Origin of the sequence: Luteolibacter pohnpeiensis, from assembly GCF_016595435.1 — a bacterium.
Classification (GTDB): Bacteria; Verrucomicrobiota; Verrucomicrobiia; order Verrucomicrobiales; family Akkermansiaceae; genus Luteolibacter; species Luteolibacter pohnpeiensis.
In genome coordinates this window covers 53,617-77,830 of sequence record NZ_JAENIJ010000017.1, presented here as the reverse complement: position 1 = coordinate 77,830, position 24,214 = coordinate 53,617, and the positions used below count along the sequence as shown (strand labels likewise).

The 24,214-nt window shown below is 51.5% G+C and carries 21 protein-coding genes; 4 read left to right on the top strand and 17 right to left on the bottom strand.

The genetic code is table 11. From position 1 onward, the window contains the following. Window positions 1-66 precede the first annotated feature (66 nt). The 4 genes from JIN85_RS11785 (at window position 67) to JIN85_RS11770 (ending at window position 5,407) form a co-directional block, all read left to right on the top strand. On the top strand, window positions 67-765 hold the full coding sequence (locus tag JIN85_RS11785; RefSeq protein ID WP_200270909.1) for a hypothetical protein: 699 nt from the start codon (window positions 67-69) through the stop codon (window positions 763-765). A 605-nt stretch (window positions 766-1,370) separates the two neighbouring features. Next, on the top strand, window positions 1,371-3,701 hold the full coding sequence (locus JIN85_RS11780) for a LamG domain-containing protein (protein ID WP_200270907.1): 2,331 nt from the start codon (window positions 1,371-1,373) through the stop codon (window positions 3,699-3,701). A 253-nt stretch (window positions 3,702-3,954) separates the two neighbouring features. After that, window positions 3,955-4,170: a hypothetical protein gene (locus JIN85_RS11775; protein WP_200270905.1), complete on the top strand. Its 216-nt coding sequence runs from the start codon at window positions 3,955-3,957 to the stop codon at window positions 4,168-4,170. Window positions 4,171-4,243: 73 nt separating this feature from the next. Continuing rightward, a complete protein-coding gene (locus tag JIN85_RS11770) occupies window positions 4,244-5,407 on the top strand; it encodes a hypothetical protein (protein ID WP_200270903.1) in 1,164 nt (387 codons plus the stop codon). Between the two features lie 241 nt (window positions 5,408-5,648). Here the strand turns inward: JIN85_RS11770 and cls are convergent, their stop codons facing one another. The 17 genes from cls to JIN85_RS11685 form a co-directional block, all read right to left on the bottom strand. Continuing rightward, a complete protein-coding gene (gene cls, locus JIN85_RS11765; RefSeq protein ID WP_200270901.1) occupies window positions 5,649-7,094 on the bottom strand; it encodes a cardiolipin synthase in 1,446 nt (481 codons plus the stop codon). 44 nt (window positions 7,095-7,138) lie between these two features. Beyond that, window positions 7,139-7,900, bottom strand: coding sequence for a hypothetical protein (locus JIN85_RS11760; protein WP_200270899.1), 762 nt, complete (start codon window positions 7,898-7,900; stop codon window positions 7,139-7,141). A gap of 36 nt (window positions 7,901-7,936) precedes the next feature. Further along, entirely contained in the window at window positions 7,937-8,374 is a 438-nt protein-coding gene (gene ndk / locus JIN85_RS11755; protein WP_200270898.1) for a nucleoside-diphosphate kinase, read from the bottom strand. Window positions 8,375-8,420: 46 nt separating this feature from the next. Then, entirely contained in the window at window positions 8,421-9,737 is a 1,317-nt protein-coding gene (locus JIN85_RS11750; protein WP_200270896.1) for a tetratricopeptide repeat protein, read from the bottom strand. Window positions 9,738-9,797: 60 nt separating this feature from the next. Continuing rightward, complete coding sequence (locus JIN85_RS11745) at window positions 9,798-10,673, bottom strand: hypothetical protein (protein ID WP_200270894.1); 876 nt, start codon at window positions 10,671-10,673, stop codon at window positions 9,798-9,800. A 209-nt stretch (window positions 10,674-10,882) separates the two neighbouring features. Further along, complete coding sequence (locus JIN85_RS11740; protein ID WP_200270892.1) at window positions 10,883-11,899, bottom strand: hypothetical protein; 1,017 nt, start codon at window positions 11,897-11,899, stop codon at window positions 10,883-10,885. Window positions 11,900-12,132: 233 nt separating this feature from the next. Continuing rightward, a complete protein-coding gene (locus tag JIN85_RS11735) occupies window positions 12,133-13,380 on the bottom strand; it encodes a hypothetical protein (protein ID WP_200270890.1) in 1,248 nt (415 codons plus the stop codon). Between the two features lie 140 nt (window positions 13,381-13,520). Beyond that, entirely contained in the window at window positions 13,521-14,780 is a 1,260-nt protein-coding gene (locus JIN85_RS11730; protein WP_200270888.1) for a hypothetical protein, read from the bottom strand. Next, complete coding sequence (locus JIN85_RS11725) at window positions 14,777-16,048, bottom strand: hypothetical protein (RefSeq protein WP_200270886.1); 1,272 nt, start codon at window positions 16,046-16,048, stop codon at window positions 14,777-14,779. Before JIN85_RS11725 ends, JIN85_RS11730 begins: the two co-directional genes overlap by 4 nt. A 58-nt stretch (window positions 16,049-16,106) precedes the next feature. After that, entirely contained in the window at window positions 16,107-17,030 is a 924-nt protein-coding gene (locus JIN85_RS11720; RefSeq protein WP_200270884.1) for a hypothetical protein, read from the bottom strand. 329 nt (window positions 17,031-17,359) lie between these two features. Beyond that, entirely contained in the window at window positions 17,360-18,625 is a 1,266-nt protein-coding gene (locus JIN85_RS11715) for a hypothetical protein (RefSeq protein ID WP_200270882.1), read from the bottom strand. A 54-nt stretch (window positions 18,626-18,679) separates the two neighbouring features. Continuing rightward, window positions 18,680-19,048: a VOC family protein gene (locus JIN85_RS11710; protein WP_200270881.1), complete on the bottom strand. Its 369-nt coding sequence runs from the start codon at window positions 19,046-19,048 to the stop codon at window positions 18,680-18,682. An 82-nt stretch (window positions 19,049-19,130) separates the two neighbouring features. Further along, window positions 19,131-20,102, bottom strand: a complete 972-nt coding sequence (locus JIN85_RS11705) for a helix-turn-helix transcriptional regulator (protein ID WP_200270878.1) — start codon at window positions 20,100-20,102, stop codon at window positions 19,131-19,133. Window positions 20,103-20,186: 84 nt separating this feature from the next. Continuing rightward, a complete protein-coding gene (locus JIN85_RS11700; protein ID WP_200270877.1) occupies window positions 20,187-21,476 on the bottom strand; it encodes a SufB/SufD family protein in 1,290 nt (429 codons plus the stop codon). 35 nt (window positions 21,477-21,511) lie between these two features. Then, window positions 21,512-22,948: a Fe-S cluster assembly protein SufB gene (gene sufB, locus JIN85_RS11695; RefSeq protein WP_200270875.1), complete on the bottom strand. Its 1,437-nt coding sequence runs from the start codon at window positions 22,946-22,948 to the stop codon at window positions 21,512-21,514. Window positions 22,949-22,968: 20 nt separating this feature from the next. Next, window positions 22,969-23,721: a Fe-S cluster assembly ATPase SufC gene (gene sufC, locus JIN85_RS11690; protein ID WP_200270872.1), complete on the bottom strand. Its 753-nt coding sequence runs from the start codon at window positions 23,719-23,721 to the stop codon at window positions 22,969-22,971. Between the two features lie 21 nt (window positions 23,722-23,742). Beyond that, window positions 23,743-24,177 (bottom strand): Fur family transcriptional regulator, encoded by a 435-nt coding sequence (locus JIN85_RS11685; protein ID WP_200270870.1) that lies wholly within the window; start codon window positions 24,175-24,177, stop codon window positions 23,743-23,745. Between the last annotated feature and the right edge of the window lie 37 nt (window positions 24,178-24,214).

Below are 24,214 nucleotides of genomic sequence, written 5' to 3'. Positions count from 1 at the left end.
GGTAAATCGCAAAATAAACGATGTTTATGATTGCGGATCTGCATCGAAGCGGGGATTCTCTGGCGCATGGAGAATCTTTGTTTCATACGATGTTTTCTTGCAGTCAGCCTCTTTCCCGTAGCAGCAGCCCCTGCGGCATCCACTCTGGTTCTTCGATTCCCAGACGAACAACAGCTTGAGATTGCCCCCGCAGAGTCCGTGCAAGACGCCATCAGTCTGGATGGTGTGATTTCTGAATACTTTGCCGACGAATTTCTGGAACGGTTCAATAAAATTGTCGCAACATCCACCGCTGTATTGAATCAATATTCACCCGGTTCGCAGTCGTTTCAGATGGAATCCTGCTTGATTCCAGCGCCACTTTCGACGGATGGCCAAGAAGGCTTCTCGACACCGAAAGAAGCAATAGCAGACAACGTTCTTGTCGCGAACATCCCGAGCGCATTTTTTTGCGGTCAGGATTTCCACTCTGAAGATCTTGGTGATTCCAAAGAAATGCCTGCCCTTCATGAAAGTTTCTCGGAGCATCATCTCCCAACCATCATTCATTCCGCGAGCCGGATTCGTCAGCTTTTTGGTCCAATCCAGCTGCTGAATCTTCAAGATATCGTCATCTCATTCGACTCCAAATTTTCCCCAGATCCGTGCCCGTTTTCGCCGCCAATGCCTGAATCCTGGTTTACCAGTGAATGGTTTTACACCGAGCCGGAAATTCCGGACGTGCCGAATCCCTATGAGTTCGGCCAGTTCGAACTCAGTCAGTAATGCCTAGATGGCAATGTCATTTGGCTTGCATGTAACTGGCGATTAATGCTTTTAGTCATTCAATTGCAACCTTCCTAATCCGCGAAGGTTCTATCGTAAGATTGCGATTATTCCCCCCTATCATGGTCGCTCTGTTATCCTTAAGATGAGAGTGGCCAGAAACCCAATCCCCCCATGAACTCGCCTAGTGTATATCATCAATCGGTCGCCGTAAGCTCGGCTCCAGTCCCCAGAACGTTTCAGCAACGTCTGCATTCCTTCCTCAGAAAATCCTTTGGACGCTGGATCCGCCCGATCAAACGACGCCAGCAAACAGAGCCTTCCGGCATGCCATAATTTTCCAGAAAAACTACCTGCCGGTAAATTTTTCTACGGCATGCTTAATGCGCTTACTTAAGAAATTTAATGTCGGATCATAGGTATTTTTCCTATTTCAGATCAGATAATCTATTATTCATTAAAATATAGATTGAGTTCACCATGCTGAACTCGGGTTGGAGAACTTTTCGATCATCAGATGGAACGTTTTTTAGGGTCGGGACACCCTACTAGACAACCCATCGTACGACCGACAGTTCTGGTCGTGCGGCAACAACCCATACAGCATGAACCTCCTCCGCCTCGCGGGATTATTCCCGTTGATTGTACTGACGTCTCAAGCCGCGACCTTGTTTGAAGATACCTTCAATCGGGCTGACAATCGAAATATTGATGAAGTATTGACCGGAATCACGGCCAACACGAGCCCGGTTTTATCCGCCGACACCGTTTACAGCCAACCTCAATTGGATCCGAATAATGCAGCTCCAACTTATGGGGCGCAAGATGCCGATGCGAGCAATGGCGGTGGCGCTCAGATCATCTCAAATGCTCTGCAACTGGCCGTTGGCGCCGGAACTTCCAACGCCTTCATCAATCACAACTTCGTTGACGCCTCGATCTTGAGTGCGGGCACCTTTTCAATTTCTTTGGAGATCAATGCCTACGCCGGCACCACCACTCAGCAAGGCGGCGCGTTTGCGATCGGAATGTCCTTGGAGGAAGCAAGTGCCACCCGTGATGCATGGGCTGTCGGCAGCTCAGATATCACTCAACCCAGCATGACAGGTGCCTTCAATGTCAATGGCACCATCGGCAACCCGGTGCCGGGCCCGGCCGGTGGAGTTGCCTCGGACTTTTGGATTGCGCTGCGTGGGAATGGCAGTGTCGCGTGGGGCGGCAATACCGGCAACGTGATGGGCAAATTGGTGACCGCCAAAACCGGAACCATCACCGTCAATTTCCAATTTGCCGATGTCGCCAATTTCAACGCAGGCACCGTGGTGAACTATCAAGTGCTCTACAATCTGGTCGAAATCGGCAGCGGCAGCTTTGCCTGGAGCGGCACAAATGAAAACTACATCGGTCTTGATGCGCGCGATGGCACAGGAGTCACGATGGACAATTTCAAGATCGCTACGGAGTTGGTCACCCCAGTCGGTCTGCCACCCAGTGTGACCGCATTTGAGGCAACGAAGTTGCCCGGCACCCTGAACACGCGTTTCCACTGGATTGTTGCCGAAGGAACAGCCGGTGATCCGGTCAGCATCGAAATCTCGGACGGCACAAACGTTCTCCACACCTCCACGGATTTGACCGGCTTTGCCGATGTCGATGCCTCCTCAGCGACCAGTTTCACGCTGACAGCGAGCAATGAAACCGGGGACGACGGAGCAACTACGACGTTTCCCGTAGAAAATTCGTTTTCCACCGCAGTCCGAGCCGACACGCCCGCCATGTGGTACCGCTTTTGCGAAGCCACGGGCTCATCGCTCATCGTCGATTCAGCGCCAAACGCTGCGCCACACGAAGGCAGTCTCGTTGGCGCAGTCGTCACCGGAAACGCCAGCCCGTTGGACAAAGCCGCCAGCTTCCCCGGAACGGCAAGCATTCTTACCGATCTGATTTTCGATCCCGCCGCCCAAACTCAAGGGTTCACCATCGAAGCCATCGTCAAAAGAGATCTCAACAGTCCGGCTGATGCTGCCATCATTTCACAAAACGACGGCACGGGTTTGGGAAGGAGCTATCTCGCCGTGGATAGTGACGGGGCGATCGAGTCATTCCTGGCCGGCGGGCCTGGTGCCAGAAAGGACGCGGACGATACACTCGACGCGGAAACCTGGGTTCATTTGGTGATGGTCGTCGATACCGAGAGATCGGAAATGCGCTGGTATCTGGATGGAGTCGAGGCAGGCACCACCGCTGACAGCATGAATCCAGATGGCAGTGTGTTTCTCACCCCCTTTGAGCTTGAGGCAGCGGATGGAAATTGGCGCATCGGGACCCAGAAAAGTGCCGCCACGAATTTCTGGTTGGGCAGCATGGACGAAGTCATCGTTTATCAATCCCTTCTCGATGATGTGAATGGCGACGGTGACACCTCGGACAGCCATGTGGCAGCTCACGCCGATGCCTGGCTTTCATCCGTCAGCGGCCTTCTTGGTTTTTCCTCCAGTGCCCAAGCCATCACCTCCAATGGCCAGGCAACCCTGAAAGTCAAAGTCGCCTCAGACGTCACCTCGGTTTCGATCAACAACGGCATCGGTAGCCTCACTCCGGTAAACGGCTATGTGACGGTAAATGTCAGTCCATCCAGCACCACCACTTACACGGTGACCACTACCAGCCCATCCGGAACCCAGAGCCAATCGATTACGATCACCTTTGAAAGTGCCGTAGTCATTCTCACCGCGGTAAAGGGAGAGTATGATTTCGTAATCACCTTCCAAGGCCAAGCCAATACCACCTATCAGGCTAATGCATCGATCGATTTGATCGACTTCACGGATGATATTGCGGACACCACGACCGACGAAACCGGCTACGGAGTCATGACCATCCCATCCCTGCCGGACACCCCTGAAGAGTTTTATCAACTTCAAGTCAGAGAATAATTGGCAGCTTCCGGCGGAAGCTCGAGCTGCCATCTCGCAGCGACAGCTTCCGCCGTTCTTTGTACGGATTCGCTTACTAATCTAGGTATTGCGCAATACTTATCATTTGGTGCTTAAAGTCGCACTTCCTCAGATTTCCAGGGTATAAAAAATAAAAATTGACACGAGACAATTAACAAGCTAGTCGAATCTCTACTTCGAATTGATATTTACTACAATAAATAACATAAATGAAATCTCACGTCGTGGCTTCATGAAAAAAACAGCTCAAACTGCTGGAGCGATCTCGGTTTTAACATTTGGAAGTAGTTTGGGTGAAGAAGGAAGTCCCATTGGCTCAATCTCCGCAAGCGCGTGTGAACATCCCGAACAATCAAGAACTCTCTTGGAAAATCATCCAACTATTATTAACGGCGCCCAAGTTCTTAATTACAAATACAAATGTAATGCCTGTGGAGCAGACTTTTGAGAAACGACTCCTATAGAGCAAGTTGGATTATAATAACAATATTGAAATATCCACACCTTTAGCCTCTCAGATTATGAAATCAATCATACACCGGAATAGTTTAAAATTTCTAGTTTGCGGGGTCATTGCAACACTTGTTGCTTTGGGTCTAATAACGACAGTAAAATCATTTTTACCTAATAGGCAGGAAAATTCAAATGAAATCGCGACTAAGCAGCATGATCGATACAATCATATTACTCACACCGGAAATCAGACAACGCTCCCTAAAAATTCGATAAGATCCAGCGAAACTGCATCAAATCATAATATTACCTTAGAAGAAGCAGAAAAATCTCTTAACGATTACAATAATATAAAAGACATAAGAAAAAGAGCCTACCTATGCAGCAATATAATCAAACAATTATGCTTGGCCGGACTCACTGATGATGCACGTTATTTAATCGAATCAAATGTTGGAGAAGTTAGGAATTCAGAAATTTCCGCCTATTTTTACAATGCTAAATTAAGTGATGAAGTCATTTTAGAACAGATGGCACATCTAGAATACTCTTTTGACGTCAGAGTAGCCATTGGATCATATTTGCGCCGACTTGGACCATATAACATATCTGCATCATTGGACCAAATTAAAAATAATAAAGAATTAAACAAGCTGAATAATAATATACCATTCATACTTTCAAATAATATCACTTTAGTATTAACCAATTACATGGTCGAGGGAGAAAACCCTCAAAAAGAACATGCCGCCATTGTCAATTTAGCTGCAGAATTTCTGAATCAGAATCAAATCTCGCCAAAAGATTACATTGAAGTATTGAAACTTGATTCATCTTTAGATCCGTTTGACAATTGGAATAAGTTAAATCTAACCACAAACGAGACAACTAAAACTTCAGATGTTAATTCATTTTTAATTTCAAAGATGGTGATTGCAAATCCGGAGAAAGCAATGTCACTATTGTCCGAGAATTCTGATTCATCGGGTGTAGAAAATTTAAAAAAGGGCATGCAAAGATACTTAAATTCTGATATCTCAGGTGCCTATAATTGGTTCAACACCAATCAACAATATTTAAGCAATACTCAAAGCGATGCTATGATAAATGCATTTATTGATACAGCTGAAAGTTACGGAGAACTCGCGACAGCCATGGAATGGGCAAATAAACTCCAAGATGAAAAAACTAAAATCTCGATACTCAACAGATTACAGCAAACAAGCAAGTAAGCGAGTACATACGAAAGTTTAGATACAACCGACTACGGCGGCGCAAGATTATAATAGTAAGAATCTACCATAATATCGCTCTGGAGTCGATGTAAAAGCTATCTATTTTATGTTTCCAAGGTTGAAAGAAGTCTTTGTATAGGTGTGAGCAATCCAGTCGGTAATACTAAACGTGATGGTCCTTGAGTGACTCGCGTATCTAACGGGTTGAGTCAGATTTAACCTTATCAATTCACCAATTCTACTGAATCGGTGCAAACAACCGCGCCACCCGGACTCCGACTTTGAAAAAGAAGGAGCGCTTTCTGAAATCCGACAACATCGCGAGCGAGGCGTTTTCAAAATCCTCGGTCAGCATGGCCTCCACCTCACCGACGAAGCCTTTGTCAGGGGAAAGCGCGGTGAGTTCGAAGTTCAACCGGAACGATCGATTGTCCAAATTCGCAGTGCCGACGGTGGCCAATCGATCGTCCACCAACATGACTTTCTGATGCAGGAAGCCCCGATGGTAACGGTATAACTTCACGCCGTAGGGAATCGATTGCTCGTAGTAGGAAAACGCTGACAGCCATACCAGCAAGTGGTCAGCGCGTTCCGGGATCAGAATCCGCACATCGACGCCACGCAGTGCGGCAGTTTGCAGAGCGGTAAGCGCACCGTCATCCGGGACAAAATAAGGCGAGGCAATCCACAGACGCTGGCGTGAAGTATTTGCCGCCTCCGCCACCATCAATTTCCAGGAATCTCCAGGGTCTGCGGGACCGGTGGGGATGATCGCCGACACTTCGTCCGCAGGATCGGTCTCGATTTCCCATTCCAGTTCCGGCGGCACCACGCCGGTCGCCCAATACCAATCGCCGAGGAAAACCATCTGCAATGCCTGCACCGCTGGCCCCCGGATTTCGAGGTGGGTATCTCGCCATTGTCCGAATTTCTGGCTGCGGCCGAGGTATTCATCCCCCACGTTCAGTCCGCCCATGAATCCGATTTTGCCATCGACCACCACCACTTTGCGGTGATTGCGGAAATTCAGCTGCAACCTCGACCACCAATGCCGGTTCGCGCCGAAGGAGCGGCACTCGATTCCGGCTGCCTTCAATTGATTCAGATACTTCCGTGGCAGTTTGTGCGATCCGAACTCATCAAACAAAAACCAAATTCGCACTCCCTGGTTGGCTTTTTCGATCAGCAAGTCACGGAACTTGAGGCCGATCCGGTCGCTCTTCACGATGTAGAAATTCACGCAAACGTAGTTCTTCGCCTGGCGGATTTGCTCGAAGAGGCGTGAAAACGTCTGCTCACCATCGATCAAAAGCTCAAGATCATTTCCCCGGGTGAACGGCAGTCCGCCTAACAATTGGGCGGCCCGGGCAAACGCATCGTCGTAGGGCACATCCACTTCGTATTGCTTCACCCGTTCGTACATCGACTTCGCGAGCCTGGCCAAATCCTCATCATCCGCACGCCGACCCCGCACGTAACCTTCAAACCGGTTTCTCCCCAGCAACCAATACAGTGGAATCGCCAGATAAGGAAAAGTGACTAGGGAAACCACCCACGCGATGGTCCCCTGCGCCGTCCTCACATTCATCACCGCGTGCAAAACATGCAACACGCCGATCACGTGCAACAGAACCACGCCGATCAAGCTCAGCCACGCGACCACTTCACCATCCATCCAATGCATGGGGTAGATTAACCGGCAATTGGTTCCTGACAAGATTTCGACTGCTATTTCACGCAGTCAGCATCTCTGAAACCGCTGAAATGCCAGCGGATTTCCTCTTCATAGGATCTTTTGGCAGGGTAAGCGAACGGGTCCATTCGCCGCAACATCCCGGAATTCATCCGCTCAGCAGGTAGCAGTTGCGCGACCTTTCCCATCATCGCCACAAAGGAAGGCATGTTTTTGAGTTTCAGCGCTTCATCGTTGAAAAAAGCAACCGAAGCATCAGACACGCGGAGTTGCAGCCGGTGCGGCATGCTCCAGAAAAAGAAATCCATCAAAAAGGTCGGATACTTCTCGAGCACTTCTTCGCGCTCGTAATTCAGATTCACATCCACGCCATACCTGGTGACTTTGACCGGTTCCCAAACCATTTCTTTTCCAGCCACCCAGCGTTCTTCGCTAAAAAATCCAGCTGCAATAAAGACCAGCTCTTTCAATTCACGGGTCTCCCGACGGCCTGCGGAACTGGTGAAATACAACTTGTCGCCGATCAGATCCAGGCGTTGCATGCCAAACGCTTCGTGCAAAACGGGCACATCCCGATCATCCACAATCCTGGTCGGATAGTCCCTGCGCGCCAGCTCGGCCTGAAACGCCAAGGCCTCCGGATGCGGCAGCCCGGAAACGACAATGCCGTAAAGATCCCGGTGGATGTGGTGGCAATCCGCTCTCGTGATGGAACGCACCACCTGGGTCGCGTCCTGGAGTGAATCGAGCGAGATGGATTGCTCCAAAGATTCCTGCAAAAGGCTGTAGGTCGGCATGCACCAACCTACAGCAAATCAAAGCTCACAGGTAGCTCAAAAGGCAAATACTTCGTCTTCCTTGAAGAAGCGCTTGATCTCCGCAGCAGCCGCTTCTGGAGAGTCCGATGCGTGGCAAACGTTGCGCATTTTCGAATCGGAATCCTTGAAGCCGAAGTCGCCACGGATGGTGCCAGCAGCAGCTTGGGTCGAGTCGGTTGGGCCGAGCAGATCGCGCACGCGAGCGATCGCGTTTTCACCTTCAAGGGCGAGAGCGATCACAGGGGTTTCCTGCATGAACTCGCGAACCGATGGGAAAAACGGCATGGAAGCGATGTGCGCGTAGTGTTCAGCCAGGATTTCGTCGCTCAGCTTCATCATTTTGATGCCGCGGATGACAAATCCTTCTGCTTGGAAGCGGGACAATACCTGACCAGTCACGTTCTTTTGGAGCGCATCTGGTTTAAACAAAATCAAAGTGGTCTCAAGAGCCATGCCAGCGGATTAGGCGACCACTGACCTCCGCGCAAGTCTTTCTTAGTCATTCCGGGGCCAGCGCGTCCGCCCGTTTGCGCAGGGACTGCGCCGCATTCTCGTTTTTTCCCTGCTCGTCCCACCAATCCGCCAACTGCCGGAGCGCCGCGGCCGTGTCAGCTTTTGCGTCCTTCGGGAAAGTTTTGATCGCAACGCGCAAGCGCTCTTCAGCGGCATCCTGCTGGCCGCCCTCGCGCAAAACTTTCGCGGACTCGACCAGAAATTCGGGCTCCATGGTTGTCCCTTCGGGCATCTCGGCTTCCGCTTCGCGAATCAACCGCCCTGCACGCGATTTCGACTCCGGGTCACGACTGGTCGCAATCGCCAGCTTCATCGCCAGATCCACTTTTCCCGGATAATCGAACACCGCACGCTCCAGCAAAAGCCGGGCCGATCGTGGATCGTTTGCCGCCAGGTATTCATCCGCCAGCGCCAGAAATTCGCGGGCCGAGCCACTGCGGATTTTCAACACCTCCGCAGCGTGATCGCGCGCTGCCGCTTCATCGTCGTGGAGCCGGTAATACTTCGCCAACGCCTTGTGTGCCAATCCGTCCTTGGGGTAAATGGCGATGACTTCCTTCAGCTCCTCCAGCCCCTCTTCATCGCGTCCAGCAGAGAAAAGCAGGACCCCGAGCCGCGTCTTAAGTTCCAGCGACCAGGGAGCCGCCTGCACATGCTGGCGCAACACCTCCGCCGCCTCATCCATCCTGCCAGTCGTGCGGAAGTGCTCAGACGTGGCGCGTGCAAGCCCCCGATCGTCCGGGTGAAGTTCAAAGCCCTCAAGATACCGCTCATCCACCTTGCGAGCGGCAACCGGGTCTTCAGAATCGTAAATGCTCTTCATCCCCGAGGCATACATTTCAACCGCTGCCGGATCATCAGGTCGCAGTTGATCAAGCCACTGTAGGGCTTTTTCCCGGTCTCCTCGTTCGCGAGCGTCGTTCAGCAACTTCCCCAGCATCACGGTTTCCCCCGGAAAGGTCGCGAGCTGCTTTTCATAGAAATCCATGGCTTCCTGAGTGCCACCTTCTGATTCCATGAACTCGCCGAATAGCAATTGAGCCTCCAGCCGGTCCGGTGACATTTTCGACAGATTCTGAAAAAGCTCTAATGCACCATCGCGATCGCCATCCATCATTCGATAGCCGGCGACCTTTTGGACCAACGGAATCGCCAGTGGGTCTTCCACGATTGCCGCTTCAAAATCCTGACCCGCCGCCGCGTGATTGCCCCGCGCCTCTTCGAGAACGCCCTTGGCAAAATTTAGCTTCGCGTCGCCAAAGCAAACTGCCGCACCAAGCATCCAAAAGAGCATTCCTCTCATTGCGCAGTAGGATGACAAAGGCGGAACATTTTAGCAATGCTGGAGCTTGTCCGACAAACTTCAGGAAGACTCTCGGTTGCGCATTACTCGAACTGCTACAAAAACCAGCAAACCAGCCGCGAGGACAAAAGTGATGACTACCGGCCATGGTGCCGAAGATCGTTCGTTCGCCTTGGCTGCTGAAAGCTGTGCAGAGACATCGGGCCGGCGTGTGGTGCGAACCAGAGACCCGACTTCTGATTCTCCAGCACCGGGCAACGAATATTCTTTCGGATCGCCCTCGAATCGGATCTTACGTGTGCCAGCTTTGATCTGTGCATACCAATGCCTCCAAGCAGGAATGTCTGCGCAAAAAGACTCATACGTTGCCCTTGTGTTGGCCGGCCGCCCTTCCAAGGGCAGTTGCACGAGAGCTGTCATTGCCCATAGCCAAGGCCGGTCTTTAGTACTATAACCTGTTCCTTGGTAATTTTCAAAAAAGCCCGGTGTCCAATCATCGGAAAGCATTTCCCCAAGAACCTCGACGGTTTCAGGACTCGGTAGTTCCTGAAGCGTTTGCATCCCATACATCATCGCTGTCATGTAGGCGTTATACAAAGGACCTTGAGCCTCTATTGGGCTCTGGTCGATTTTAGCTTTAGCTTCTAAAATTCGGTCACGGTAATAGGTAGCATGACCGGGTATTTCTTTCAAGATACTACTGATATAAAGAAGAGTTTCCTCACGCTCATCGATAACAATTTTAAACCTTGCTGCTTGCGACGTTTTTAATAACAATCTACCAATTTCCGGAATCGCATCGGATGATGGCAATTTTTTATATTCATCAACTGACTTCCGGTAGCCTACCAATGTATCCCTCAGGTCAGATATTTCATCGGCTACACAAGACATGGCCGAGATTGCAATTAATATGAAAATCAATAATCGTTTCATTGCACATTAAGGTTAAGCCAATATTCCGCAGCATCCCACTCACCTTTGACAAGCCACTTTGAATCATTATTCAATTTATTACCTAAGACCATAAGAACTTTCCCTAAAAACTAAATGTGTATCTGCATATGAGCTACGAACTTTGATAGGTAACATGACATATGGATCATAATCGCCATCCAAGTTGTCAGAACCGCACCTTCAAGCAATCACGGAGATGTGCTTGATGAAGATCCACTCAGCTCAGCCATCACCTGCGCTCGTTCGTCGGCATTGAGGTTGAAGAGATCCATGGAGGACTCCATGCGGGTATTGATTGCAGCTCGACTCGACTCCTCTTGATACGATTTTGCAAAATACTTTGCCCTCTTCAAAAGTGCGGCCATTTGCTCCTGCCTCGGCAAAGTATTCAAAGCCGCCTTCACTTGCTTCGGCATAGATGGGTTAACCAACATCTCTTCAGCTGCAGCGAGCCGATCTGCTTCTTTCGGCAAGGCTTTGAGTAATGCCCCAAAATCTTCAGGACGGTTCCTCACTTCCCGAGCAAGACCTTCAATTGCTGACTCACGGGAATTTTCTGGAATTTGATCAAGATGGGAAACCACCCAGTCAAGCGCTGGCTGACTACCCTCAGTAGCCGCAACGCCTTTCCACAAAGACCCAAGAGAAAACTCTCCACCTTGCTCTCCTCCATCATAAATCGACTTCATGCCCACCCACGCGGCTTCCTTATCTTTAGCTGCCCAATAGCAGAGAGCATCGTTCACCCCTGAACCATTTGGTGCATCTTTGAGCATGCGAGAGAAATCAAAATCATCCGGGTAATAGGGAGCTCCAGTCCAATATCCTGCGAAGATTTGTGCCGCCTCGCTCCAATCTTCCGCACCACGACTTGCAGCGGAGTTAATTGCGATCAAATAATATTGTGCAACCTCCCATTGCTGAAGATTGTCCGGCAACCGATCGATCCAACGCTTCAACACCGAAGGAGAAGAAGCCGCAGCGGCATTCAAAATAGAGCTAATCGCCCTTTGATTAAATCTGTCTACATCAATTTCCTGCTTCTCTGCCCATTCGAGCGCTGCCTCACCATCACGGCGATAGAGCTCCGCTCCAAACAAGCCTATGAGAAAGTAGTTTGTATGGAACAATTTCGGATCATTCCGCAATGTATCCATTACTTCTAACATGCCACTTTGCAGTTCACCGGAGCTCAAGCGTTCCAACTCGCGACGAATGTCCAATGTCTGCCGATCCTCCCGCAAGGTTCGAATCAGCCGCTGTAGATCCTTCTGATCGGGTTTAGCAGCTGCCGATGATCGAGCGGAATTTTTCTGTTGTGATCGTGATAAACGGTGAGGCTCAGCTGACTTGGAAATTGAAGTTGAGGATCCCGCGACCAGGAAAAATCCCAAGCCTACTCCAAAAATCACCAGCGTGATGCGAATGATCAAAGTTTTCATGGTTTGAACCGTTGGACGATCTCTTCCGTTTGTTCTGCAGAGACCTGCCACTCATTGAGTTTTTTACGCAGCAGCTCTTCATCCGACTGACCGAAATTTTGCTGACCCTTTGGCATGCCCGAGGTCGCCGCCAACAAAGCATCCACCCTGCGTACTGGATCCATTTCATCCAATATGGGAAGGACATTTGATGTCCTGCCTGCGAACATTCCCTGAATGCCAACTTCACGAATTTCGTCTGCTAACGCCGGATCTGATGTTCCTTTCGCCAATTCCGAAATCACAGATGATGTCGTATATAATTGCCCCGCTACTTGCTTCTCAATCGTGTCGAGAAATTCGCTACGAATCTCATCTGACCAGTTTTCCATTTGCCCGCCGACGGCATTGTAAGTGCTCGTAGCACCTCCAAACTTAAACACATCACAAATACCGCCCGGACCCTTTGTCTGAAGCACCCAAGCCACAGCCGACTCCGCGTCCTTGGCCATCCATTTGCTGACCAAGCCGCGGATTTCCGAAGTATCCCATCCGTCTTTAAATGCATCGGTTGCTGCAAGCGCGCCAAAATCGAAATCATCCGGCAGCTCGGGCCCCGGAGAATAGCCGTATTTCGACAATAATTTCTCAGAATTGATCTTTGCCAGCAGTGCGGCGAGTCCAATCGCGCCTCCTTTGGCAGCTTCATCCTGTAGCCCCTGGAGGACGAATTTGCGTCGCGCCGGATTGCTCTGGGAGAAAATCTTCGGATTAATGCGTAGCAGCGCAAAACCTTCGGAAGCTCGATCCTCAGGCCAATTCTCGCCTAGACAAACCGTCAATTGTTTCTTCGCAGTGCCATCTTGAATTCCAAGGAACCAAGCATACGCTGCATCGAAATCACGCTTCATCCATTCCGCAAAAAGTTCTGACGCCGCATCGCTGGTCGGGCTTCCGTTTAGCAACCACTCCGGTTTCGTTAGAGCTTCATAGAGTGCTGCCTCGATTTCCGCATCGGTCCAATTCGCCAGCTCGGCACCCAATGGATGTTTCCGCGCCTCCGCGGTTTCTCCAGCACGCTTGAGAAAATCTCCACTCCTCCACTTCGGGTGATCTCCGCGCTGCTGATCGCGCTCACGAGGTCGAGTCGTCTGGGATTTTTCAGCAGTTTCCGATTTTCCAGCTCTTCCGTTAGATTGCGCGAACAAGCCCATGCCTACCCCTACAGCAATCGCGATGATGAAAATAATTGCACCGCTTTTCACTGGAAACACTAGCTACAATGAGTGTGCTCAAATAGCAACAAATTTCCATATTCCCGATGTAAGACCACAACTTCGGATAAGTTCATTACAGGGAGCTGCAAGTTAAGATGACGACCATCCTTACACTGACCAATTCGTCATCACGGAGATGTGCTTGATGGAGATCCATTCAGCTCTGCCATCACCTGCGCTCGTTCGTCGGCATTGAGGTTGAAGAGATCCATGGAGGACCCTAGTAAGTTTTCCAGACCAGCTCTTTTCGACTCAACCTCCTGATACAATTTTGCATAACTCTTCGCCTTCTTGAAAAGTGCGGCCATTTGTTCCTGCCTCGGCAGATCATTCAGGGCTGCCTTCACTTCCTTTTGCTGCTTTGGTGTCGACCTGAGATCTAGCGCTTCTTCAGCTACCGTAACTCGATCAGATTCTTTCGGCAAAGCTTTGAGCAATGCCCCAAAATCTTCGGGACGGTTCCTCACTTCCCGAGCCAGCCCTTCAATTGCTGACTCTCGGGAACTTTCTGGAATTTGATCAAGATGGGAAACCACCCAGTCAAGCGCTGGCTGGCTCCCCTCAGTAGACGCAACGCCTTTCCACAAGGACCCAAGGAAGAACTCTTCACCTTGCGCTCCTCCATCATAAATCGTCTTCAAGCTATCCCACGCCGCTTCCTTATCTTGAGCCGCCCAATAGCTGAGAGCATCGTTTACCCCTGAACCATTCGGAACTTCTTTGAGCATGCGTGAGAAATCAAAATCATCCGAGTAGGATGAGGCACCTTGCCAGAATTGAATAGGAAGCTGCGCAGCCTTGATCCAGTCGTCCGTACCTCGCTCTGCTGCTGAATTAATTGCTATAGTGTAATGCTGAGATAATTCCGCTTGCTGAAGATTGTCCGGCAACCGCCCAACCCAACGCTTCAGCACCGATGGAGATGAAGCCGCGACAGCTTTCAAAATGGAGCACATCGCCGATTCATAGAATCTGGTTGCAACGGTGTCCTGCATCTCAGCCCACTCTAGCGCAGCCTCACCTTCACGACGATAGAGCTCTGCTCCAAATTCATCGAAGAGAAATTGGGTTGATGATGTTCCGTCCTTTCGCCTCACTTCCATCAGTTCTAACATACCGCTCCGCAGTTCATCTGGGCTCATGCGTTCCAACTCGCGACGAATGTCTGATTTCTGACGATCTTCCCGTAAGTTGCGGATCAAACACTGCAGGTCTTTGCGCTCGGTTCCAGCTGATGCCGAAGCTCGCACGACATTTCTCCGTCGTGATTGGGGTAATTGGTCGGATACCAGCGACTTAGAAATTGAAGTTGAGGATCCCGCGACCAGGATAAATCCCAAGCCTGCTCCAAAAATCACCAACGTGATGCGAATGATCAAAGTTTTCATGGTTTGAACCGTTGGACGATTTCTTCCGTTTGTTCTGCAGAGACCTGCCACTCATTGAGTTTTTTACGCAGCAACTCTTCATCCGACTGACCGAAATTCCGCCGACCATTTGGCACGTCTAAGGTAGCCGTCAGCAAAGCATCCACCCTTCGCGCTGGATCCATTTCATCCAGCACCGGCAGCACAGCTGATGTTTTGCCTGCGAACATTCCTTGAATGCCAACTTCCCGGATTTCGTCTGCAACCGCCGGATCTGACATTCCTTTCGCCAATCCCGAAATCACAGACGATGGCGTATATAATTGCCCCGCTACTTGCTTCTCAATCGTGTCGAGAAATTCGCTACGATCTTCCTCTGACCAGTTCTCTATTTGCTCGCCGATGGCATTTAAAGTATTGGTATAGCATCCATACTCAATCACATTATAAACACCGCTCGGTCCCTCCGTCTTCAGAACCCAAGCCACAGCCGACTCAGCGTCATTTGCCATCCATTGGGAGACCAATCCGCGGACTTCCGTTGTTCCCCATCCGTCTTTTAGCGCATCCGTTGCTGCAAGTGCGTCAAAATCGAAATCATCCGGCAGCTCAGGTCCTGGGGTAAAGCCACGATTATATAATAGTTGCTCAGCATGCATCTCTGCCAGCAACGCACCAAGTCCAACGGCGCCGCCCTTGGCGGCTTCATCCTGCAAGCCCTGAATGTTGAACTTGCCTCGAGCCGGATTACCCACGGGGAAAATCTCCGGATAGATGCGTAACAACGCAAAACCTTCGGAAGCCCGATCGTCCGGCCAATTTTCGCCCAAGCATACCGCCAATTGCTCCTTCGCAATACCATCTTGAACTCCACTAAACCAGGCAAACGCCGCATCAAAGTCACGCCTCATCCATACCCTGAGAAGCTCAAACGCCGCCTCGCTCGTTGCGTTCGGTTCAGTTAGACTACTAAGCAACCACTCCGGTTTCGACAAAGTCTCATTAAGAGCTGCCTCGATTTCCGCATCAGTCCAACTCTCCAGATTTGCAGCCAATGGATGTTTCCGCGCCTCTGCTGTTTCTTTAGCACGCTTGATTAAATCTTCAGTGCTCCACTTCGGGTGATCCGCGCGCTGCTGATCGCGCTCATGAGGTCGAGTCGCCTGGGATTTTTCAGCAATTGCCGATTTTCCAGCTCTTCCGTTGGATCGTGCGAGCAAGCCGAAGCCTGCACCTACAGTCATCGCGATGATGAAGATGATCGCTCCTCTTTTCACAGAACAAGCCATCTACAAACTTTGTGTTCGAATAGCAACATGAAACAATCCATGACCCGACAGGAAAGTCTCACGGATCACCCACTCGACTCATCACTTGCGCCTTCTCTTCGTCGCTGAGCTCTAGGATTTTCATCGGTTTCTCCAATCTTTTGGCAATCCCAGCGGCTTGATATTCATCTCCGCTCTGGAAGGACTTACGATAGGATTCCGCCATTGATAAAACTGCGGCCATTTGCTCCTGCCTCGGCAAACTGTTCATCGCGAGTTTCAGCTGCTTCGCATTGGTTTGAGTTTCCAACATATGTTGAGCCGCAGTAATTCGGTCCGATTCCCGAGGCAGAGACTTCAGCAGTGGCTCGAATTCTTCTGACCGGTCGGCTCCTGCAACAATGAGGCTGTATACCGACATATCCCTCATTTCATCAGGTATCAAATCCAGCCGTGAAACAGTCCAACCGATCGCGGCTTGGCTTTCGGTGGTAGTGGCAACCCCTTGCCAGAGAGCACCCAGATAAAAAGTCCCATCTGGATTTTTCGAGTCATAAAACTCCTTCAAGCTAGACCATGCCGCGTCTTTGTCCTGCGCCGCCCAGTAGCCCACTGCATCGCCCACTCCTGGACCCTCGGGAACCTCTTTGAGCATCCGTGAGAAATCAAAATCGTCCGAGTAAAATGGAGCACTCGCCATGCTCCCGGCTACCCAGTAATTGTCTAAAGCTTTCGCTGCTGCGATCCAATCGTCCGTGCCCCTCTCCGCCGCACGATCCATCGCGAGTTGGGAAAATTGATGTGCCGATGCTCTAAAATCAACATCCTCCGACAATCGATCCAGCCAGCGTTTCAGAATCGTTGGCGAAGTGGCAGCTGCTTCGTTCAAGACCGGGGCGAGGACTCCGCGGTAGGAACCTTTCCATTCCCCATCCTGCTGCATCGCCCATTCCAGAGCATCCTCTCCCTCTCGGCGATAGAACTCCGCGCCGAACTCACTCATAACATGAATATACGTCTCCAATTGTAGATCGCCTGATATTTTAAGTTTCGATATCTCAACCATCTCACTCCTGAGTTCATCTAAACTCAAGCGTTCCAACTCATGGCGAAGATCCGATTTTTTCTTCGCCAAATCCCAATCACGCATCAACCGATCCAGGCCTTTGCGTTCCGTCTCCGCATTTGCAGAAAATCTCGCAACCTCCCGCGTCTGCCGGGTCAACTCTCGCGCTTTTTCATGAGATGATAATCCTGAATTTACGGAATGTGTAAGAACGAATCCAAGTCCAAAACCGAAACAACCCAAGGCAATGTAGATGCTTAACTTTCTCATGGCTTGAATCGTTGAATAATCTCATCTGCCTGCTCAGATGGCACCTCCCACTCACTCAGTTGTTTCCGGAAAAGTGCTTCATCGGATTCTGTAAATGTTCGCATACCCCTGCCGGAGTTTCCCGCAATAGGCGTTGCCTCCAGGAGGGCATCCACCCTTCGCTCTTGCTCCATATCGTTAAGCAGGGGTAACATATTTGCTGCCTGGCCATAGAAAATCCCCTGGATGCCGAGGGCACGGATCTCATCCGCTGCAACCGGGTTGCCCGTAGCTTTCGCCCACCTAGAAATTTGAGAAGCAGTACGGTAGTATTCCATCTCACTCATTTTTCTTGCTGATGCGGTTAGAAATTCACTGCGGTCTGACTGCGACCAGGTACCGATCTGACCAACAACGTAGGACGCAGCAGTGGATAATCCGCCGTGAGAGATCACGTCATACACACCAGCCGGACCCTTCGAATCGAGCAGCCATTTCAGTGCTGTTTCCTTGTCGGTCTCAAGCCATTCAATCATCAGTCTGTGTACCTCCAGACTTCCCCAACCCTCCTTAAAGGCATCGGTAGCCGCGAGTGCGTTGAAATCGAATCCATCCGGGAGCTTCAGAGCTTCGGAATAACCAGGCTGGTTCAACTGATCCTCCTCTTTCATCTCCCGAAGCAGCTGAGCAACCCCCATCGCCCCATCCTTCGCAGCCACATCCTGCAGCCCGCGAAGACTGAACTGTCCCCGCTCCCACCCAAACTGAGTGGCTAGATCTGGATAAATTCGTAGCAACGCCAGGCCTTCTGCCGGTCGATCCTTGGGCCAATGTGCGGCCAAGCATCCAGCCAAAGTATTCTTCGCTTTCCCACCTTGAATGCCCATGAACCAAGCATAGGCCGCATCGAAGTCTCGTTTCATCCATTCCGTGAGAAGCTCGAACGCGACCTTGCTCAGCGGGCTGCCCTCAAGCAGCCACTCCGGTTTTGACAGAGTCTCATTGAGCGCGACCTCGATTTCCGCATCGGTCCAGTTTGCCAGCTCGGTTGCCAATGGATGTGCCCGCGCCTCAACTGTATCTTGTGCACGTTTGAGAAAGTCTTCACTGCTCCACCTCGGGCGGTTTTCTCGTGACCGATCCCTCGAACCAGTGGGCCGGGCTTTTGAGGTCGCTTGAGATTTGGTCGATCTACCCTCGGATCGCGGGAGCAAGCCCATGCCTGCCCCGACGATCAAGGTGACGATGAAGATGATTGCCCCGCATTTCACAGGACTAGCCATCTACAAATTCCGTATCAAATTAGCAACGAGAATCAAAGTTCCGAGAAAGCTCACTCAAGACATGCTGTGCAGCCCCACGATGTTGCCTTCGGAATCCTTGAAAATGCCAATGAAGCCGTGCGGCGGAATCGCTGTCCGTGACTTGATCACCTCCCCACCTGCTTCGGGAATTCTGGCAAGTACACCATCGAGATCGCCTTCAACATTAAGATAAATCAGAGATCCTCCCGGGCCAGGAGTTCCGCCTTTTCTGAGGGTCAGCGCGCCGCCAACTCCCTGGTCATACTCGGCTGGGAATAGTGCCATTTTATCCTCACCGTCGAAGGTGTCCATCGAAGTGCCGAGGATGGTTTGATAGAATTGATGGGCGCGGTCGAAATCGGATACCATGATTTCGAACCAGTTGATTGCATTGTTTTTCATCGATTGAATGGAGTTTGGTTAGCGCCCCCGGCCGTGTGCCGAAGACAACCGCATTCAAACCGATGCCACTGACAACCCTATGTCAGTAGCTGGAAAAAACTTCTGCGTCCCGATAACGCTGCTGGATTTGCACCGCCACCGTGAGCATCTCCTGCCGCAGTTCCGGCGGTGCCACGACTTCCGCATCAAGGCCGTAACTCATCAACCAGGAGGCCATCCAGCGCGTGCAAGAAACCAGACATTCAACCCGCACCCGGCCATCCGGCAGCTTCGTTTCGGATAAGGACGATGAATAAAGCTCGGTTCTCACCCGCTCCATCACCCCAGCTGCAAAATCGATCACCGTGGGAATCACCTGACTGGCTGCGATTTCTTCAGCGAGGAATTCCTTCAGTGAGAAATCATCATGTCCGCTGAACTGCTGCGCCAGCACCTCCCATTCGTTCATCCGGTCCAGTCGGAAATCACGCGTCGCATTCCGCAATTGGCAATGCGCGATCAAATGCCACTGGCGGCCGTAAAACACCAAGCCAAGTGGCTCGACCACACGCTTGGTAATCTCTCCTCTACGGCCTGCATCGTAGGTCAGGGCGACGCATTGCTTGCGCACCACCGCTTGCTGCAAAGGCATCAGCGATTGCCGGTCCTCGTCACTGCCCGATAGCAATGGAAGTGAAACCCGGATGGACCGCGATAGACGATTCAAGTAATCCCGGCGCTCGGTAGGAAGAACCGCGCGGATTTTCATCAATGCATCGCGCAAGGCATCACGCAGTGATTCGTCGGCAATCTGCTCCGTCACTTCGCCACTCAGAAAAAGGGCGGCCGCTTCGTTCTCCGTGAACATCACCGGCGGCACGTGATAACCGCGCATCAGGCTGTAGCCCATCCCGGCTTCGCCGATGATAGGGACACCCGCTTCCCCGAGCGCTGCCAAATCCCGATAAACCGTGCGGACGCTGATCTCAAAATGCGCCGCAATCTTTTCCGCCGTGATCACACGGTGGCTTTGCAGCAACAGGATCATCCCCGTCAGGCGGTCGATGCGATTCATTTCCGCACCAACCTAACCCAACCGGGCAGAAAATGGACAGTCCAATATTCAATCGAACAGGACGCAACTCAGTCCGCGGATCGATCAAGCACCGCCAGTAGCAATCTTCGCGAACTTTTCGTCGATGAATTGAAGCACGAGGCTTTCAACCGCTTCGTCGTTCAAACGCTCCACCACCTCAACCGAGAAACCACGGGCAATCAGTTGGCGGGCGCGAACTGGATCGATGCCGCGGGCACGCAGGTAAAAGATCTCCTCATCGCTGATTTGTGATGAAGTGCTGCCGTGTGAGCACTTCACCTGATCCGCGTTGATCTCCAAGCCGGGCATGGAATTCGCTTCGCAGGTGTCACTCATCAGCAAGTTACGACAAGTCTGGTAGGCATCGGTATGGTGCGCCCCTTCGTCGACAAAGATCAGTCCTGAGAACACGGTCTTCGATTCATCATACAACGAGTTTTTATATAACAAATCCGAGTAAGCTCCTTCGGAAACGTGATGCTGGAACGTGCGTTGATCGTATTCCTGATCCTGATACGGAATGGAGACCGACAGCATGTCCGAGCGCGAACCCGGACCTTCGAGGCGGGTCAGCGACTCATTGCGTGCCCAGGTCGATCCGGTATTCAGGATGAATCCGGTGGTTGAAGCATCGCGGTCTGCAGACGTTTCGTTGATTTGCACCATGCGCGATTTTTCGTTCAGCGCCTGGATCGCCACGTAATCCAGCTTCGAGCCAGGGCCTGCGGAAAGGTCGTTGAACGCGATGGCCAGCCCCGAATCCGAATCATTGGCGGAGCGGAACATATCAACCACGCGCACCTTCGAATGGCGACCGGTGACGATCAGCGTGTGAGGAAACACCAGCGTGTTTTCGCCAGAAATCCAATGATGCACTTCGATGGTGCCTTCGACTTCCAACTTGTCTGGGACGAAGACGAACAAACCATTGATGACCGAGGCAGCGTGCAGAGCCGAGAATTTCGCGGAGCCCAACCGGGTTTCCTGCTGCATGAAATGCTTCTCGACCAGCTCCGAATGGGAAACCAAGGCCTCAGCCAATGGCAGGCAGATCAGTCCTGTCGGTACATTCGATTCGGACAATACCAGCGTGTCATTGATGAAAACCAGCTTTGCCAATGGAGCTTCCACCCCCACTGAGCGAGCGATCATATCAGTCGCATCGCCATCAAATCCACTCGGCGCATAAGCGGAAAAATCGAGCTGTTTGATATTGGCAAATCTCCACTCCTCATCGCCTCGTTTCGGCGTAGGGGTGGATTCATACAACTCCCGGGCGGCCTTTTGGCGCTCGTTGAACCAAGCGGGAAAGGTAGCGGACAGATCCGGGGTGGGTTCGATGACAGCGGACATAAACAAATAAAACTAATAATCTAACAATCGGTGGATCAGCCCACCGAACCTTCCATTTCGAGATCGATCAGGCGCTTCAACTCGACGGAATATTCCATCGGGAACTCGCGCACCAGATCGTTGATGAAGCCGTTCACGGCGAGTGACATGGCCTGACCTTCGCTCAAGCCGCGTTGCATCAGATAGAACAGCATGTCTTCGGAAACCTGCGAAACCGACGCTTCGTGCTGGGTCGAGTGACGGTTTCCCTTCACCGTGATCGCCGGATAGGTATCGGTGCGGCTGTTGCTGTTGATGAGAAGCGCGTCGCACTCGGTGTTGTTTTTGCAACCCTTCAGATGCTTCGGAATGTGAACTTGGCCACGGTAGGTCGAACGACCTTCGCCAACGGAAATCGATTTCGACACGATGTTCGAAGTCGTTTCGTCCGCTGCGTGGATCATCTTCGCACCGGTGTCCTGATGCTGACCGTTGTTGGCGAGAGCGATCGAGATCACCTCACCACGAGCGCGGCGACCTTTCATGATCACGCCCGGGTATTTCATCGTCAGACGCGAACCGATGTTGCAATCGATCCAGCGGACTTCCGCGTCTTCCATCGCCAAGCCACGTTTGGTGACGAGGTTGAAAACGTTCGACGACCAGTTTTGCACGGTGACGTATTGGATCTTCGCGCCTTTCAGAGCGACCAGCTCAACCACGGCGGAGTGGAGTGTCGACGTTTCGAACTTCGGTGCGGTGCAGCCTTCCATGTACATCACTTCCGCACCTTCGTCGGCGATGATGAGTGTGCGCTCGAACTGGCCGAAGTTTTCGGAATTGATCCGGAAGTATGCTTGCAGCGGTTGCTTCAGCTTCACGCCTTTCGGGATGTAGATGAACGAACCACCGGAAAACACCGCTGAATTCAGCGCGGAGAATTTGTTGTCGCCAGTTGGAATGACTTTACCAAACCAAGGTCGAAAAATTTCTTCGTGCTCTTTCAACCCTTCGGTCGAGTTCACAAAAATCACGCCTTGCTTGCTGAGTTCTTCCTTAACGTTCGAATAGGCCGCTTCGGAGTCGAACTGAGCTTCCACGCCGGCGAGGAATGCGCGCTCTTGCTCTGGAATTCCAAGTCGTTCAAAGGTTTCCAAAACATCGGGCGGGACTTCATCCCAGGAACGCTTTGGCTTTTCACCGTCGGAAAGGTAGTAGCGGATCGCGTCGAAATCGATGTTGTTCAGGTCGCTCGTCGCCCAGTTGGTGGGCATCGGTTTATCGAGGAACACCTTGAGCGCCTTGTGGCGGAATTCGCGGACCCAATCCGGATCGCTTTTCACGTCCGAGATGTAATCGACTGTCTTTTCGGAAAGACCACGCCCGGCATCAAACTTGTTGCGCTCCGGGAAAGTGAAATCGCCCCGGCTGCGGTCGATATCGATCGCTTGACGAGTACCGTCATCGAGAACGGATGTATCTTCGTAGGACATAGAAATGTAGCGGGTAAGGATTAGGCAGGTGCCAATTCTTTCAGGAAATCGTAACCGGTTTCTTCCAGTTCCAATGCCAGTTCCGGGCCTCCGGAACGGACGATGCGCCCTGCGGACATCACGTGAACGTGGTCCGGTTTGATGTAGTCGAGCAGGCGCTGATAGTGGGTGATGAGGAGGAAGCCGCGATCTTCCGAGCGCATGGAATTCACACCCTTGGCGACGATTTTCAGTGCGTCGATATCCAGTCCGGAATCGGTTTCGTCGAGCAACGCATACTTCGGCTCCAGCATGATCATTTGCAGGATTTCGTTGCGCTTTTTCTCACCACCGGAGAAGCCTTCGTTCACCGCGCGAGCCGTGAACTTGCGGTCCATTTCCAGCAAATCCATCTTTGAATAGAGATGCTTGTAATAGGCAACCGCATCGATCTCTTCACCTTTGGGCAAACGAGCCTGGAGCGCGGCGCGGATGAAGTTCGCATTCGACACACCCGGAACTTCCGACGGATATTGGAAAGCGAGGAAAATGCCGGCGCGTGAGCGTTCGTCGACTTCCATTTCCAGCAAGTTTTCGCCATCCATGGTCACCGATCCGGAAGTCACGACGTAGCCTTCGTGGCCCGAAATGACTTTCGAAAGTGTCGATTTCCCGGACCCGTTCGGACCCATGATGGCATGGACTTCGCCCTTCGGAATTTCCAAGGTGACACCTTTCAGAATTTCGGTGCCGTCTTCGAGAGTGGCGTGGAGGTCTTTGATTTGCAGGCTCATGTTAAGAAAAAGGGAAATTGGTTAGTTGGAGGATTGAGGGATTTGACCGCGGAGGGTGATCTCGATTTCGTCGATCAGCGCACCCGCAGGAAGGTCGAGCAAATCGGCCAGATTCACGCCCGGCTTGAAATGGACATCGTGAATCACGCCTGATGATTTATCGTGGAAATGACCATGGTCATCGCGATTGGAACAATAGCGGGATGGTTCCCGGTCAAAATTCACCTGACGCACGACATCGTGCTGGACCAGCACTTCCAGGCAGTTGTAGACGGTCGCCAGCGAGATACTCGGCAGGCGATCCTTCACACGCATGAAGACATCGTTTGCCGTCGGGTGATTTCGATCGCTGATCAGCGTCCGATACACCTCCTTGCGCTGGCGCGTCATGCGCAGCCCCCGAATTTCATCGGGAATGTCCGCATCAGCGATTGGCTTGGAAGAGTGGTCGTGCATCTGGCCGCACCATTCAGCCAGCCAGGAGTAATATCAA